The 15111-nt window shown below is 68.3% G+C and carries 11 protein-coding genes; 3 read left to right on the plus strand and 8 right to left on the minus strand.

The window, feature by feature from the left end:
- Positions 1 to 199: 199 nt before the first annotated feature.
- The 3 genes from UQW22_RS05435 to UQW22_RS05445 all read left to right on the plus strand — a co-directional run bounded on the left by UQW22_RS05435 (position 200) and on the right by UQW22_RS05445 (position 4845).
- The gene (locus tag UQW22_RS05435; RefSeq protein WP_407319890.1) at positions 200 to 2491 is read left to right on the plus strand and encodes a YcaO-like family protein; all 2292 of its coding nucleotides are present in this window, start codon (positions 200 to 202) and stop codon (positions 2489 to 2491) included.
- Positions 2488 to 4323: a YcaO-like family protein gene (locus UQW22_RS05440; protein ID WP_407319891.1), complete on the plus strand. Its 1836-nt coding sequence runs from the start codon at positions 2488 to 2490 to the stop codon at positions 4321 to 4323. Before UQW22_RS05435 ends, UQW22_RS05440 begins: the two co-directional genes overlap by 4 nt.
- A 192-nt stretch (positions 4324 to 4515) precedes the next feature.
- On the plus strand, positions 4516 to 4845 hold the full coding sequence (locus UQW22_RS05445) for a hypothetical protein (protein WP_407319892.1): 330 nt from the start codon (positions 4516 to 4518) through the stop codon (positions 4843 to 4845).
- Positions 4846 to 5629: 784 nt separating this feature from the next.
- Here UQW22_RS05445 and UQW22_RS05450 read toward each other — a convergent pair.
- The 8 genes from UQW22_RS05450 to dnaB all read right to left on the minus strand — a co-directional run bounded on the left by UQW22_RS05450 (position 5630) and on the right by dnaB (position 14897).
- Positions 5630 to 6154: an immunity 26/phosphotriesterase HocA family protein gene (locus UQW22_RS05450; RefSeq protein ID WP_407319893.1), complete on the minus strand. Its 525-nt coding sequence runs from the start codon at positions 6152 to 6154 to the stop codon at positions 5630 to 5632.
- A complete protein-coding gene (locus UQW22_RS05455; protein WP_407319894.1) occupies positions 6130 to 6711 on the minus strand; it encodes a hypothetical protein in 582 nt (193 codons plus the stop codon). Before UQW22_RS05455 ends, UQW22_RS05450 begins: the two co-directional genes overlap by 25 nt.
- Positions 6712 to 6767: 56 nt before the next feature.
- The gene (locus UQW22_RS05460; protein ID WP_407320728.1) at positions 6768 to 7286 is read right to left on the minus strand and encodes an RHS repeat-associated core domain-containing protein; all 519 of its coding nucleotides are present in this window, start codon (positions 7284 to 7286) and stop codon (positions 6768 to 6770) included.
- Positions 7287 to 7590: 304 nt separating this feature from the next.
- On the minus strand, positions 7591 to 10659 hold the full coding sequence (locus tag UQW22_RS05465; RefSeq protein ID WP_407319895.1) for a hypothetical protein: 3069 nt from the start codon (positions 10657 to 10659) through the stop codon (positions 7591 to 7593).
- A 110-nt stretch (positions 10660 to 10769) separates the two neighbouring features.
- Positions 10770 to 10961 carry a hypothetical protein gene (locus UQW22_RS05470; RefSeq protein WP_407319896.1) on the minus strand — a complete coding sequence of 64 codons (192 nt, stop codon included), beginning with the start codon at positions 10959 to 10961 and terminating at the stop codon, positions 10770 to 10772.
- Between the two features lie 165 nt (positions 10962 to 11126).
- Positions 11127 to 11354 carry a mechanosensitive ion channel protein MscS gene (locus UQW22_RS05475; RefSeq protein WP_407319897.1) on the minus strand — a complete coding sequence of 76 codons (228 nt, stop codon included), beginning with the start codon at positions 11352 to 11354 and terminating at the stop codon, positions 11127 to 11129.
- Between the two features lie 225 nt (positions 11355 to 11579).
- Positions 11580 to 12110, minus strand: coding sequence for a barstar family protein (locus tag UQW22_RS05480; RefSeq protein WP_407319898.1), 531 nt, complete (start codon positions 12108 to 12110; stop codon positions 11580 to 11582).
- A gap of 192 nt (positions 12111 to 12302) precedes the next feature.
- Positions 12303 to 14897 (minus strand): replicative DNA helicase, encoded by a 2595-nt coding sequence (dnaB, locus tag UQW22_RS05485; RefSeq protein WP_407319899.1) that lies wholly within the window; start codon positions 14895 to 14897, stop codon positions 12303 to 12305.
- Positions 14898 to 15111 lie beyond the last annotated feature (214 nt).

Here is a 15111-nt window from a genome sequence, read left to right on the forward strand (position 1 = left end):
GATCACCCTCGTCGAGGTGGCGACGGAGCGGTCCGAGGACCAGATCCTGGCCCCGAACGCCAACAACCACGGTCACGTCTCGACCGCGTTCGCCTGGTCCTGACCAGGTGAAGGTTGCCCCCGGCCGCGTGCCGGGGGCAACCGCCCCGCCCGTCCCGCGCCGTCGTCCCCGCCGTCCGCCCCCGAAAGGACCCCGCCCGTGCCGTCCCCCTCGGTCACCCTCACCCCCCGCGTGGAGGTCCGCCCGCTGCCGGCGGACCGCTGCCTCGTCACCACGCCCGCCGGATCGTCGTTCGTGCTCGACGTCCCGGCGGGCCAGGTGCTGCAGATCATCGACGCCTGGGCCACCGGGCAGCCCAGCCCCGCCCTGCCGGAGGGCTGGGAAGAAGCCACGGCCGTGCTGCGAGAGGTGCTGGACCGCGACGGCGCGTTCACCCCCAGCAGTGCACGCGGCGTCGACCTGGGCGAGCACCCGCCCGCGGACGACGACCTCGACGGGGCGGACGCCCGGCCCGGTGACCTGCTGCTGGCCGGCGACCCGGACGTCGTCGCCGCCCTCCAGGCCGTCGGTGCGGCCGACCTGCCGGACCTCCCGGTCCGCGCCGTGCCCGCGACCGAGTGGCAACGGGTGGTCCACCGGGCCTTCCGCACCGGCGAGCTCCTCGTGTACGCCGTCCGTGGCGGCGACGACGCCACGCTCGTCGCCCTGGACCGGCTCTGCTCGGACGCCCGCACCCCGTGGGTCGCCCTCGAGGTGACGCGGTCCGTCATCTGGCTCGGCCCCTTCGTCGAACCCGGTCTCGGCGCGAGCTACGAGGACCTCGCCGACCGGCGCACCGCCGCCGCCTACGACGCCGAGGCCCACCGCGCGCTGCGGTCGCCCGCCGTCGGGGGCGACGCCGGCAGCCCACCCCGGCATCTCGGCGACGCGCTGCGCACCGCCCTGGCGCTGCTGGCCTCGCGGGGACGCGACGAGGCCCCGCGGGACGCCGACGAGCCCGGTGGCGCGGGGCTCGACGGCCCGCCACGCGACCCCGTGGGCGACCAGGTCTGGCAGATCGCCGCCGACGGCACGGTGAGCGTGCACCCGGTGCTGCCGCTGCCCGCGCGCGTGCTCAGCGGCTCGCGGCCGCACACGATCGACGATCTCGTCGACCCGGTGACCGGCCTGGTGCAACGGACCCGGGACGTCACGCACCACCCCAGCCTCCCGCCGTCGCTGGCGACCGCCCAGAGCGACGTGTGCAACATGCGTCGTGTCTCGCGCTGGGCCAACAACACCTCCTGCCAGGGGTCGGCGTTCGGTGATCCGGTGCAGGCCCGGGCCAGCGCCGTCGGCGAGGCCGCCGAACGGTACTGCGGCAACCTGCTCGACACGCTGCCGGTCACGTTCGACAGCTACACGAACCTGCGCCGGCGCAGCACGCGAGCCCTCGACCCGGCGTCGCTGGTGCTCTACTCCGACGCGCAGTACGACACGCCGGGGTTCCCGTTCGTCCGGATGGCGCCCGACCTGGCGATGCACTGGGTGCCCGGGCGGTCGCTGACCACCGGCGAGGAGCTCCTCGTGCCCGCCAGCATGGTGTACGTCAACTGGTTCACGGCCGGGTACTCCGCCGCCCCGGTGACCAACTTCTGCCCCTTCGCGGGCATCGCCGCCGGGCCCAGCCTGGACTACGCGGTCACCTCCGCGCTCGAGGAGATCATCGAGCGCCACGTGACCATGGTGTGGTGGCTCAACGCCCACCCGATCGACGCGACCGACCCCGGTGACCTCGCGCACGTCTGGGACGACGTCCCGGCCGAGCACGGACAGCGGCCCAGCCTGGTCATGCTGGACAACGAGTTCGGCGTGCCGGTCGCCGCGGGCGTGCTGCACAACGACGTCGACACGCTCGTCAACGTCGGGTTCGCCTGCCGGGACACCCCCGAGGCGGCGGCGTCGAAGGCCTGGACGGAGGCCTGCACGCTGCAGGAAGGCAGCCGCGACCTGCTGCGGGCCGACGGCGCCCACTGGGACGCCATGCGACGCGGCGAGCTGAACAGCCGCTCGTTCAAGCCGTGGCGCGCCGACCGCCGGTACCTCGACTCCTACCGCGCGGACATGCGCGACTGCGACGACCTCATGGTCCAGCAGCAGGTGCACCTCGACCCGCGCGCCGTCGCCCGGGTGGCGCCCCTGCTGGAGCGGCCCGTCACCCGCACCCTCGCCGACACGCCGTCCCTGACCGAGCGCACGCCGGCCGCCTACCAGGCCGCCCTGGAGGCCGCGGGGCACGAGGTGGTCGTCGTCGACATCACCTCCCCCGACGTCGCCTCCACCGGCATGCGGGTCGTGCGGGCGATCGTGCCCGGCACGGTCGGCAACGCCCCGGCGGCGTTCCCGTTCCTCGGCGGACGCCGCGTGCAGGACCTCGCGGTGGAGCTCGGCTGGCGGACGACGGCGCTGGCAGAGTCCGAGCTGAACGTCTTCCCGGTCCCGCACGCATGAGCCTGGCGGTGCACCGGCTGGGCGACGACCGGGTGGTCGTCGCCCGGGACGACGGCCGGCGGTGGGTGCTCGACGTCGGCCCGCACGACCTCGACGGCGAGGCGGCACGGTCCGCGCTCGCCACCCTCGCGGACCGTGGTGGTGCCGCCGCGCCTGCCGGACCTCCGGTGGGCACCGACGAGGTCGCCACGAGCGTGCGACACCTGGAGCGCATCGCGGCCGCGCTCGACGGGGACGGCGCCGACGGTGCCTACCGCACGGACAGCGCAGGCGGTACACCGGGGCGGGTGGTCCGCTGGCCGTTCGCCGGCGCGACCTACCGCCTCCGCCTGCGTGCGGGTGGGGCCGCGGCGCTCGCCGGGACGGTGTCCGCCGTCCTGCGCGCGACGATCGCCGACGCGGACCAGGCGGAGGCGCTCGTCGAGGACCCGGTGCGTGTCGTCCACGCCAAACCCGCGGCGCCACGGCACGCCCCGCCGTCAGACGCGTCCGAGACCGGTCCCGCCCCCGGCGTGCTCGAACGCTGGACCTCCGGCGGCTGGGAGCCGCACGTCGTCGAGCCGCCACCCACCGTCGACCCGGTGACGGGGCTGCTCCGCCGGGTGGTGCGCCGGGCGCCGGACGCGCGGGCCCCGCGGGCCTTCGTGCACCTGCACGCCGAGCTGCCCACCCTGGCGAGCGTCGACCCACGGTGGCAGCCCGACCTCCTCGCCCCGGCCGGGGCGCTCGACGGGCAGGACGCCGAGCGTGCCGCGGTGCTGTCCGGTCTGGCGCACCTGTGCGGGGCCTGGCTCGGCCAGGGCGAGCTGCGCCGGGCGACGGACCGCGAGCTGCGCGATGCCGGGGAGCGACTGCTCGGCGTCCGGGAGTGGCGGCCGCACGACCCAGCACTGCAGACCCTGCCCGGCTTCCCCTTCCGCCCGGTCGCGCCCGGTGCCCCGACCTGGTGGCTGCAGGGCACCGAGCACCTCGGTGCGACGACGGCGCCCTGCTGGGTCCCGTTCAGCCTCGTGCACGCCGGCTACCTCGCCAGCAGGCTCGTCGGGCTGGCGGCGACGAACGGGCACAACCTGGTCGGCCTCGAGGCGGGCCAGGACCGGAGCGAGGCGCTGGACCGGGCCGCGGGGCGGCTGCTTGCCCAGGACGCCGTGGCCCGCTGGTGGTACGACGACGGGCCTGCCCTGCGCGACGTCGCGCTGCCGCCGCAGGTGCGCGACGACGACGCCCCGGTGGCGCTCCGCGTCCTCGCCGTCCCGTCGCCGTCCGGCGTCCCCGTGCGGCTGGCCGTCGCCGACGACCGGGAGCAGGACGTCGTCGCGCTCGGGTACGCGTGCCACGAGGACCCCGCCGTCGCGGCCGAGGGCGCCGTCTGGGAGGCGTTGGTCCAGCATGCCTCCGCGAGCGACCTGGCGCGGCCGGACAGCCTGATCCGGCGTGCCCCTGAGCTGGGGAACGGAGGCGTGGCCGGCCTGGCGGCGCACGACCCGCAGCGACACTACGGTGCGGCCTTCGCCGATCGTCGCCGCATGATCGACCCGATGTGCCACGTGCAGTACGGTCTGGACCCGGACGTGGTCAGGCAGGTGCGACGACGGACGCAGCCAGACACCGGTCCGGGCGCCGAGCCGGACGGGGCGCCGCCGACCGGCTCGACGTTCACCCGCTTGCTCGAGGCGCCCGGCCGGGTCGTGACCGTCGACGTGACGACTTCGAGGGTCCGAGCGGGAGGGTTCTGCGCCCACCGCGTGCTCGCGACCGGACTGCGTCGCCTCACGGTCGCGGCCTTCCCGCAGCGGCGGTCCGAGGCGCAGGCACCCTACCCGGGGTGGTGATCCGGGTGGGGATCCGGGATCTCCCCGGGCCGGTACGTCGTCGCTGGTGACGGAGTTGACGTTGTCGAGGTCGGCGTCCGCCCCGAGGTCACGCACGGGATCGGCCGAGCCCAGGAGGTCGTCCTCGTCGAGGGTGAACTTCCTGAAGACTGCGTTGTCGGGATGTGCCTCGGTGAATTCGTTGGTGGCCTTGTGAAGTTCGGCGAGGTCGGCTTCGGCGACGTCGCGTTCGTGGCGCTGGAGCCCGGAGTAGATCTGAATGAGGAAGGCGCCAACCAGATCGGGCTCGTCCTGCCATGTGCTCATCATTTCCAGGGAACGCTGGATGAACTCGACGCTGTCGTCGTTCTCGGCGGCGAGCCCGACCCAGGTCCGGGCATCATCGGCGTTGCGGGGTTCTGCCGCCTTCCCGTTGTAGGTCAGCGCTGCCCAGGCGTCGGGACCCTTCCCGGCGCGGACCAGGGCCCAGCGGATCGTGAGGTTCTCCGGAGCTATGGCGGCCATCTCGCGGGCGAGCGGTAGCGAGCGTTGGAATTCGCCGAGGGACTCAAGGGCGTTGAACTGGACGGACAGGCACTCGACTCGGCCGGCCCACGCCTTACCCCCCATTGACAGAGCGGTCGCAGCGACGTCGTACGCTTTCTGGTAGGAGCCGGCTGCCAGGTACCGCAACGCGGCCATCTTCATCATCAGGGCGTGGTTCCATCGAGCAGCGCCAGCCTCAAGCACTCCGGCGGCTTGGATCGGCTCGTCCTGGGCGATGAGGTGCTCCGCGAGGAAGACAGTGAGCTCCTCTGAATCCGAGGCTCGGGCCCGCAGCAGTGTCATGTCAGGGTCGGAAGCACTCATGACGTCGTAAACGGTGCGGATCCGTTCAATTGCTTGGCCGTAGCCATCCGGCAGTGTGCCGAGGTCCGGCAGGCTCCGCCCAAGGGGCGCCAGCGACGAGGCGGTCTGGAGCCGAGCGGTGTCGTCGGGTGCGTTGGCCCATGCGTTCAGCCACGCTGCCTCGGCCCGCTCGAGGTCCTCGTCGATGAACGCTGACCAGCCCTCGACAGTGTGGGTAACGAACGGATCTCCGAGCGCTCGGGCGATGACACGGGCATTCTCGAGACGTCCCATGGTCGCGGCGAGGATTGCAGCCTCTCGGCGGAGCCGGTCGTCGCCGGCTTCGTGCGCGAGAGCATCGCCATCGGGTGGTGCCTGGGCAGATGCAGGCGAATTGGCTTCAGCGATAGGAGGGTCAAATGCTCCAAGTTTAGTGGCAACCGAGGTACATCAAATCCCTCGCGGACGTCAGGTTAAGTCAGCCCCGCCCCGTGAAGGGCGGAATGCCAAGCGCCTTGCTGATGCGGTCGTCGATTGTCCTATAGCTTGTCACGCCAAGTAACGCGCATGGCTCCGAGCGTTCCGCCAACTCATTCCCGAATTCGTCGTAGTAGCGATCAGGATTGGAAGTCCAGAAGCAGTGCTGATTGAGTTTATCCTCGTCGGTTAGCATTGCAGACCAAATAGTCTCAAATACGCCATCGGTCCAAGCTAGCCTGTTGGTGAATACTGGTGCGATCAGCAGTGCACTGGGGCTCAAATGGCCAGGCTCAGGCAATTCTCCTGTGGTGGACCGGTAGGAGTAGATGTATATGAAGTATATAGGCCCGATTAGTGGCGCGTCAGTGTCTTCCGGCGTGCCGATCACCCTGCCAAACAGGTAGGTGTTATCCGGAAGTTGCATGCGGAACATGTCGCCACGCCGAACCTTCTTGCGCGACGGCTTGAGGACCTTGAGGTTGGTGCGAGTGTCTACCACTACAACCCTCTCTGCTGGAGCCATGATTCTCCCCATACTACAGCGTCGAGGTAGTAATCGTGCTTCGGCGATATTTCGTTTCTCTTATTCTGATAGTTCAGCCCGCCCTCTCGGGCGCGGACAATGAGCGCTTGCTCGACTGAACGAGCCTCGCCACGCGTAAGAAGTTCGTCGCTAATCTTCGCGGGAGTGAAGTCTCGGTCGCGATGCTGATACGATCGCTTTTCGAAGTTGTTGGTGATTCCGGCATAGACCTCGGTTCCGCTGTCATCGATTCCTTTATAGATGACAACCTCGGCTTTTCCTCCGGCGAGCTCCTTGGGAAGCGCGGGCATATTGCCGAGCGCAGCGTCGGCACCAGTCTTGGCAATGAGTCTTCCACCGGTGGCCGCAGATCCGATGCCCGTGACCGCGCCGCCACATGAGATTCCGGCGTTGGTCGTGTCGCCGCCTGCCCCGTAAAGGAGACAGTTGACGAGATCAGTCGGCTCGCCCACACCTGGCACCAATCCAACTGTGTCGAGTCCCGTGTGCACCCATTGCGGTGCGGTATATGCCTGAGCCTGAGCAATGTCAGCCAAGGTCTCCAGGGTGCCAGGTGTTAGTTCTTCATTGAAGCGAGTGTTGCGCGCCTTGGTTACGGCTTGCTGGAGTTCGTAGCCAGCTCCGTTGCTGAAGTAGGGGTCTTCGAATTCACCACCATTTGCGAGCCCGTCGCAGGACGCGTAGCGGCATGAAGGCCCGCCGAGGAGACCATCTGCGGAGTCCCGCGACGCAGTGACAGGACCGGCCTTGACGCGGTTGTCGACCGGGAGGGCTTCCCACCACATCCCTGTGGGGTCGGACCAAGTGACGGGTTGTTGTTCGAATAGGCGTATCCGTGCCACTGCTGGGGGTCCGAAGGGTCCATGACCGGATCAACGGAGATGAACCTGCCCAGGTCAGGGTCGTAGTAGCGGGCTCCGATGGCGGTCAGGCCGGTGGTGTCTTCGGGTTTGTCGAGGAAGCCGTGGTCGCCGGTCCATGTGGCGGGGGTGGTGCCGCGGGTGTCGCCGAACGGTGTGCTGTAGCGGTGTGTGGTGGTGGCGCTGACGTTGGTGATGGACAGTCCGGCGGTGCCGTGGTGGTCCCCGACCAGGGTGGACACGTCGTCCATGGAGGTGCCGTCGCGCACGGCGACGGTCTGGCCGGCGAAGGAGTAGTAGCGCGTCGCCTTCTTGGTACCACCGGGCGTCAGGGTGAGCTCCTGTCCGCCAGGTAGATAGGCCGTCGTGGTGTCGTCCTGCTTGCGGATCAGTCGGTCACCGTCGGCGGTGTAGACGAAGCTCGCCGCAGCCTTGCCCGATTGGGTGACCTCGGTCAGCTCGCCCTCGGGGTCCCAGGTCAGGGTCTGTGCGGTCTGTCCTGTGAGGTCTCGCTCGGTGGTGTTGCCAGCTTCGTCGTATGTGTAGGTGCTGACATCACTGCCTTGGGTGACCTCGGTGACCGCGTGGGGTCGAGCTTGCCCGGCGGCGGGGTAGGTGTAGTCCGCCGTGGTGGCACCAGAGGTGGTGTGCTCGGTGACCTGGGTGCGGTTGCCGATGGGGTCGTAGGTGTAGTCGGTCCAGTACTTGGCCGGCCCGCCGAGCCCCGCCACGGACTTGGTGGTAACGCATGAGCCGGTGGACGGGGTCCAGGCCGAGGTCAGTCGGCGCAGCCCGTCGTAGTCGAAGCATTGGGTGTCGCGTGCCGGGGCGCCGGTGGCGGTGGGGTTGTTGTTGATGCGGGTGACGTTGCCGGCGTCGTCGTAGGTGTAGCTCGCGGCCAGGTCGGTGCCGGAGACGCCTTCCTGATCCAGGCTGATGCTGGTCAGCCGGCGGGTGCCGGGGTCGTAGTCGTTGGTCACGACGAAGGAGCGGGTGTTGCCCAGGTCCATCGCCTCGATCTGGCCGGTCGAGGTGTATCGGGTGGTCGCGACGTAGACGCCCTTGCCGCCCCCCGCCGGACATCCATTCGGCCATGCCGGCCTCGTCGTAGTAGGTCACGACGTTCTCGGCGTTGAGGTTCGCCAGGTCTGGCAGTGCGGCCCCGCGGTAGTGGCCCGAGTCGGTGTAGTGCAGGCTCGCCGAGTAGGTGCCGGCCAGGGCTCCTTCGGCCGAGGGCAGAGTCACGCTCTGCCCGGATGGGCGGTAGGCGTCGTCGTACGACGTGACCTCGGTGACGTACTTGGCCGAGCCGACGTGCCGGGTGCTCGAGGTCACCTGACCCTTGGCGACGGTGTCGTACTCCCAGGAGGCCAGCAGGTCGCCCGTGGCCGAGCCGGTGCGCCGCTCGGTCTTGCGTCCCAGGTTGTCGTAGACGTAGGCGAGGGTCTCACCGCGCGCGTCGGTGGTCGTCAGCGTCTGTCCGGCGTCGTCGAACGTGGACGTCGTGGTGCCCTTGTCCGGGTCGGTCGCCTCGATCTGACGGCCAAGCAAGTCGAACTCATACGTCCACTCGTTGCCCTCGACGTCGCTGACCTCGGTGAGGTTGCCGGTCTTGTCGTAGTCGTAGCTGGTGTCCTGGTGGGAACCGCTGGGCGATCCTCCAAGGTACTGACGCAGCGTGGTGGTGCGTCCGCGGGCATCGGAGATCGAGGTGGTCGGGGTGCCGCCGGCCGGGGGGTCGACCGTGACTCGGTCACCGCCGTAGCTGGTGGTCGTGCGCCACTGCTCGACCTCGTTGACCTCGAAGATCTCATCGGTGACGCGTCCGGCGCCGTCGTAGTCGAAGTGTGTGCGGGTCGGCACGGCAGCGGTGGCAGCCACTGCCGTGGTCGCCGGCGCCCCGCTCGTGGCCCACTCGGCGATCTCGTACTCCACCAGCCCGCGTGAGTCGTACACGGTGCCGGTGATGACCCGGCCGCCGGTGTTGCGGTTGGCGCCGTCGCTCTGGGTCTGCCGCTCGCGCAGTAGTCTGTCGTAGATCGCCACCGAGGTGCGGTAGTTGTTGTTCGCGTCCGACGACTTGGTCGTGACCGCGTTGTTGCCGCTAGCGCGCACCGTATAGGAGTACTCGACGTGCGGGGTGTCAGAGCCCTTGTCCCGGCCCGGCTTCCACACCTTGGCAAGGCGCCCGAGCGCGTCGTACGTCGCCTGGGTGACCTTCCCGTTGGGGTCGGTGACCTTCACGGGCACACCCCATGCCGGGTTCATGTCCGTGGTGGTCACGTGCGCGCTCAGCGGCCCCGACCCGTCAGGGTCGGGGCTCATGGTCTGGACCGACGTGACCGCTCCTGCCCCGGCAGGGGTGTAAGTGGTGCTGGCGGTGCGGTCCAGGACGTCCTTGACCGACGTGACGCGGCCGAGCGCGTCATATGTGGTCCGCGCGGCCGGGACGTAGGCGGGCGTGCTGCCAGAGTATGCCTTGAGCATCTCGGAGCGAGTGACCAGGCCCTTTGTCGGTGCTGTGCCATACCCGGAGCCGTCGAACCAGTCTCGGGTGTCCGAGATGACGTCGGCCGGCCGCGAGGGCGTGGTGGCGCACTTGACCGCGACGGTCTCGGTGCGCTGCACGGCATTGATGATGTGCTTGGTCGTGTTGCGGTTGTAGGTGATGCGGGTGCACTCGTTGTCGGCCGAGGTGCTGGTGTCGCCGAGGTCGTCGACGTGGGTGATCATGCCGTAGCTGTCGAAGGTGTTGACCTTCTTGGTCACCCGCTGCCCGCCCGGCAGGTTCGGTGCGACCGTGGTGGTCACGATCTCCCTGGTGCCCGCCTGGTAGGCCTTGCGCCCGTCAGCGTCGGTCGCCTTCAGCGACGAACGCCACGGGGTGTTGGCGACCTTCTCCACGACCGTGGACCCGGTGCCGTTGTAGGTGATCTGCTCGCGCACCATCCCGGCGAACTGATCACGATCGGTGATGCCGTCGACACTCTTGGACTTCGTCCCGCCCGAGGTGTCGCGGTCACCGTCCATGCCGCGGAAGTACCGGGTTCGGGTGCGGCCCGGCGTCGAGCTACCCGCTTCCCCTTCGGTGACGTCGACCGTGGCGTATCCGCGGAACTGTCCCCAGGTGCGGTACTTCTTCTTGACCATCGGGTCGTCGTTGTAGCGCCACGCGGCACCGCCGATGTAGTCGTACGTCGTCTCGACCTGCTCGGGCAGTAACCCGCGCGGGTCGTCGACCACAGCGGTGACCAGGTACTTGTGGAAGTACTCGGTGATCGGTTCGGTCAACCCTTCAGGCGTCCAGCGCACCGGGAAGCAGCGGCGGGTGTTCGTCGCCGGATCCGAGGGCAGGTCGCCGGTGGTGCAGTCCTCGCCCGAGTAGGTGACCGTGGTCATCGCCCCGGAGTCCGAGCGGATCGTGGCCAGCCGGAACCTGTTCATCGGCATGAAGGTGCCCGACGGGTCGACTCGGTTGGCCATCTGCACGCCACCGAAGTCCACCGCCGGCAGCGTCGTCGTGCCGCCGACCTTGCCCGAGTGGGTGATCTTGTCCAGCCACAGGATCGGGTCCTCCGAGTCACCCGGGTCGGGGAACGTGTGCGCCAGTGACCAGGAGTCCACCGCCTGGTAGGACCCGGACTGCAGGACCTTCGTGGTGACCGTCGTCAGCCGCTTGCGCGTGAAGAACGCCGGCGAGGTCGCATCAGGGCACGAGCTCGACGAGGAGCAGATCAGGTCTGGCGGACTCCTTCTGCGGCGAGACGGCGCAGGCTGTCCTCCTCGTCCCGCACGACCTGCTCGAGCCATGAGACCGGGTTCTTCTCCCTGCCGTTTACCGACCACTTGACCTGGTAGATCAGGAGCTGTCCAGTCTCGTCACGGCGCAGACCGTCGCGCCCGCCGTCGGCCTGGCGCAGAGCCATTGGGGTGAACCAATTCTGGACGTGCTGGAGACATAGAGGTACCCCCAAATGAGCGGTGGGTGTTTCGAGATCAGCGGAGGTGTAGGTCCGCTGCAGCGAGGCGATCGGGTCCAGGAGTTCCAGCTCCTGGACCCGCCGCGTGTTCGGCGTCCTGCGCCGAAGCGATCAGCCCATCGCGGCTCCATCGACATCGTCGAGAGCCTTCGCCAAGAGGTCTGCGTGCACTGCCGTCACGGGACGGCCCGATTCATGTGCGGCGTCGTAGAGACGCTTCGCCAGCAGGGCAGGGATGCGCGCGTCGAAACGGACAACGTCATCGACTGCATAGACGCGATCGCGCGTCGACGGGCGACCCGTCCGGATCACCACCGATCCAGTCTTGCGTTCCGTCATGCCCCTCACCTGCTCTCGAACTGACATCACTCGAATCACTGGATCCGTAGATCCACTCATCCGGGTGGTCAATCCGATCAGCAGGGTTGGTCGGGCCCCGCATCACCATGCGGGCCCTGACTGGGAGCCCTGGCGCGACCGCTGCGCTGAGTACACGCGGCCTTGATCAGTATGGCAGCGCAGGCATCGGTGGCTCAAGAGGGAGTTTCGCCGTAAGCGCTCAGCTCAGACTTCGCGCTGAGAGTCCGACCACTCTGCTGGGTTCCAGGAGGCGGCCCGTGCACCGACCGGAGCAAGCGCGAAGCGCGGATCGCCACTCTGGAGCAGACAAACCAACCGGCGGCCGAACAACAGGGCGGTCCGCGACTGGTCCGCGAAGCACCCAGCCAGGGTCTGGGCTGCGACGGGATCCGCCGCGGCGAAGGAGTCGTAGCCGGTCAGCACGAGCGCGAGACCCGTGGCATCGGCGGGCGCGCCAAAATCCCCAGCTGCCACGTCGGACAGGCAGTCGTTCAGAGCGTCGAAGTTCCTGCCCGAGTAGTCGGGGAAGTCCAGCGCCACGGCAAGGGCGTCGAACATGGACGCCGCGTCGCACCATGCGTCAGCCTCGATGCGGACGACGCGGTAGCCGAGCGCCGACAGCCTGGTGCACGCATCATCGAGTACCGCGAGATCCCAGTAGAGATTTACGGACCCGTTCTGCATCAGGACGAAGTCGAACGGCGGAGTCGGCTCCGCCGGGTCAAAGGCAGGCACGGTCCAGTGTCACCCCGCATTGAGTCCTCGCTCCGGTCGACCCGCTTCACGCTGCCGTTCCGCCATGAGCCACCGAGCACCCACCGCTCGCACACCACGCCGACAGCTGCCCGCCCAGCGTCACGCACCGAGGGGCCTTGTAACAAACATGGAGGATCTTGCAATCTAGGCTGCACGTCGACAAAAATGGCCTCATACCTGCATGTCAACGAACCGGGAGTAGTGCCCCTGGAATGCCACAGTAATTGTGTCGGTCGGACCATTACGGTGTTTCGCCACGATCAGGTCCGCCTCACCAGCTCGTGGCGATTCCTTCTCATAAGCATCTTCGCGGTGAAGAAGAATGACCATGTCGGCATCTTGCTCAATCGAGCCCGACTCACGAAGGTCCGACATCGCCGGTTTCTTGTCCTGTCGCTGCTCCGGACCACGGTTCAGCTGCGACAGCGCAATCACAGGAACTTCGATCTCCTTCGCCAGCAACTTCAGCGCTCGCGAGAACTCGGAGACTTCCTGCTGGCGCGACTCGACCTTCTTGCCTGACGTCATGAGCTGCAGGTAGTCGATGACCACCAGCTCGAGGTCGTGCTTCTGCTTGAGTCGCCGGCACTTGGCGCGGATCTCGGTCAGCGACATGTTGGGCGAGTCGTCGATGAACAGCGGAGCCTCGGACACCTTGCCCATGACCTTAGCGAGCTTCTGCCAGTCGTCGTCACCGAGCGAGCCGTTGCGCAGCTTCTGCAGGTGCACACGCGCCTCGGCGGAGAGCAGGCGCATCGTGATCTCGTTGCGGCTCATCTCCAGCGAGAAGACGACGGACGTCTTCTGGTGCTTGATGGACGCCGACCGCGCGATGTCGATAGCCAGCGTGGAGTTGTGCGTCGGCACCATGGAACGCGACGCGAGGTACAGGTGGTCGGGGTGATCGACCTCAACACAACGCACGGCAACAGAAGGCAACGGGCGAACGGCCACGACGAAGCGAGACGTCAGCTTGGCAGTGGAGCGGCGGCGACGCTCCTTGTGGACCAGGCGCTTTCGCTCCAGCCAGAACACATCGTCATCCGTCGTGAAGGTGACGGTGAGAGCGGTAGAAGACTCGGGGTGCCGCCCTGGCACCTTTTTCTCCCACCAACCAGTGCGATAGCCCAGGCTATGGATAAGTTCGCGCACACTCTCGGCGAGGCGCCTGTCAGTGAGAGCTATCTGGGGGCTACCGGTCCGGTTCACCGTGCCGTCAGTGTCGAGCAATCCGGCGAGCAGCGCCCTACGCTGAGCTTCGGACGCTCGCAGGTACGCGGGCGGCACGTGCTTGCTTCCGAGCACGCCGAGCTCGCGGAGGATCCCGGCAACCGACCCTCGTCGCTGGTGGCACTCCATGCATCGACGGTGACCGGAGCTCGGCTCACCGCAATCAGGACACGTGGGTTGCGCGGTCGGGTTCGAGACCGTCGTGGCACGGCCGCCGCACGAACGACCGCACGTCTTGACCTGTGACGTACGCGGCGTGAAGGCGGTGCCGCAGACGACACACTTACGTTCTGCGATCGGCTCGTCCGGCTGCAGCCGAATCTGGTAGAGCCGAGCCGAGCCGGGAGCGCTCTTGCGCTCCCCCACCACGTACCCGAGTCCTTCGATCCGCATCGCGATCTCCGGGTCCTCCGAGGTGAACCGCGCGGACGCCAGGTGTCCGTCACCCAGCCACACCCCGAGAACGTACGGGTCTAGCGGGAGGTCGGCCTCCGGCAACTGGAGTGCAGTGGTTGTTGCAACAGAGTGATTCGCACGTCCGTCAGCCGTGGCGCAACGGAGCGATCCAAGGATGTCCTCCGTCGTGTGGATCGAGCTCTCGGGCGCGGTTCCAGCACGCACCTTCCGCCTCTGGGCGCGAGTGCTCGTCACCCACTCGTGCCACGCGTCCGCGACGATGGTCGTGCCGTCGTCGAACACCACCTCGTAGCAGGGCCGGCCGGTCATGACCTCGGTCGCCCGCACCACTCGCGTCGGCGTCCCGTCGGCAGCGATCAGCTCGTCCCCGACGGCGACGTCGCCCATCGTGGTCCAACCGGTCGGCGTCGGCAGCGGGGTGTCGAGGGCGAGCGCCTTGCCCATGGCGGGTCGCGCCGCGACGACGACCATCTGCCCGGGGTGCAGCCCGTTCGTGAGCCGGTCGAGGTCGGCGAACCCGGTGGGAACCCCGGTCATGCCCTCGCCACGGTTCCCCGCGGCCTCGATCTCGTCCATCGCTCCGCCGATGATGTCGGCGAGCGGCGCATAGTCCTCGGACGTCTTGCGCTCGGTGACGGCGTAGATCTCGGCCTGGGCGTTGTTGACGACCGCGTCGACGTCGCCGCCGTCGGTCGCGTACCCGAGCTGGACGATCTTGGTCCCGGCCTCGACGAGTCGCCGGAGCACGGCCCGTTCCTGCACGATGCGCGCGTAGTAGCCGGCGTTGGCCGCCGTGGGCACCCCGGCCATGAGGTCATGGATGTAGGAGGCGCCCCCGATCCGCCCGATCTCGCCGCGCTTGGTGAGCTCGGCGACCACGGTGATCGCGTCGGCCGGCTCACCGCGGCCGTACAGGTCGATGATCGCGTCATAGATCGACTCGTGCACCGGGCGGTAGAAGTCGTTGCCGCGGATCTGCTCGACGACGTCGGCGATCGCGTCCTTGGAAAGCAACATGCCGCCGAGCACGCTCATCTCGGCGTCGATGTCCTGCGGAGGGGTGCGGTCGAAGCCTCCTCGTGACGGCGCGTAGTCCGCTTCGAGCTCCTCGATCGACATGTCTCCACCTCCCCCGGCTCCCACCGGCGCCACACCCGAGCCGGGCAGCTCGACCGGTCCTCACGACCTTGTTCTACAGTCCACCTCTGACACCCGGGACGACGCTAGGCGCGCCCGGGACGCCACGCAAAAGACACTGTGGACACAACTGTGGACAGGGTTGTGGAAGACTGCCCAGGCCTGTGCACCGGTGGTGGACAACCCTGTGCACAAC

It is taken from the genome of Isoptericola halotolerans (assembly GCF_045689585.1).
Taxonomy (GTDB): domain Bacteria; phylum Actinomycetota; class Actinomycetes; order Actinomycetales; family Cellulomonadaceae; genus Isoptericola; species Isoptericola halotolerans_B.

Coding starts and splice junctions, on each gene's coding strand:
- UQW22_RS05475 (WP_407319897.1), bottom strand. CDS start 11,354: ATGACGGAACGCAAGACTGGATCGGTGGTGATCCGGACGGGTCGCCCG.
- UQW22_RS05440 (WP_407319891.1), top strand. CDS start 2,488: ATGAGCCTGGCGGTGCACCGGCTGGGCGACGACCGGGTGGTCGTCGCC.
- UQW22_RS05470 (WP_407319896.1), bottom strand. CDS start 10,961: ATGGCTCTGCGCCAGGCCGACGGCGGGCGCGACGGTCTGCGCCGTGAC.
- dnaB (WP_407319899.1), bottom strand. CDS start 14,897: ATGTCGATCGAGGAGCTCGAAGCGGACTACGCGCCGTCACGAGGAGGC.
- UQW22_RS05460 (WP_407320728.1), bottom strand. CDS start 7,286: ATGGACGACGTGTCCACCCTGGTCGGGGACCACCACGGCACCGCCGGA.
- UQW22_RS05450 (WP_407319893.1), bottom strand. CDS start 6,154: ATGGCTCCAGCAGAGAGGGTTGTAGTGGTAGACACTCGCACCAACCTC.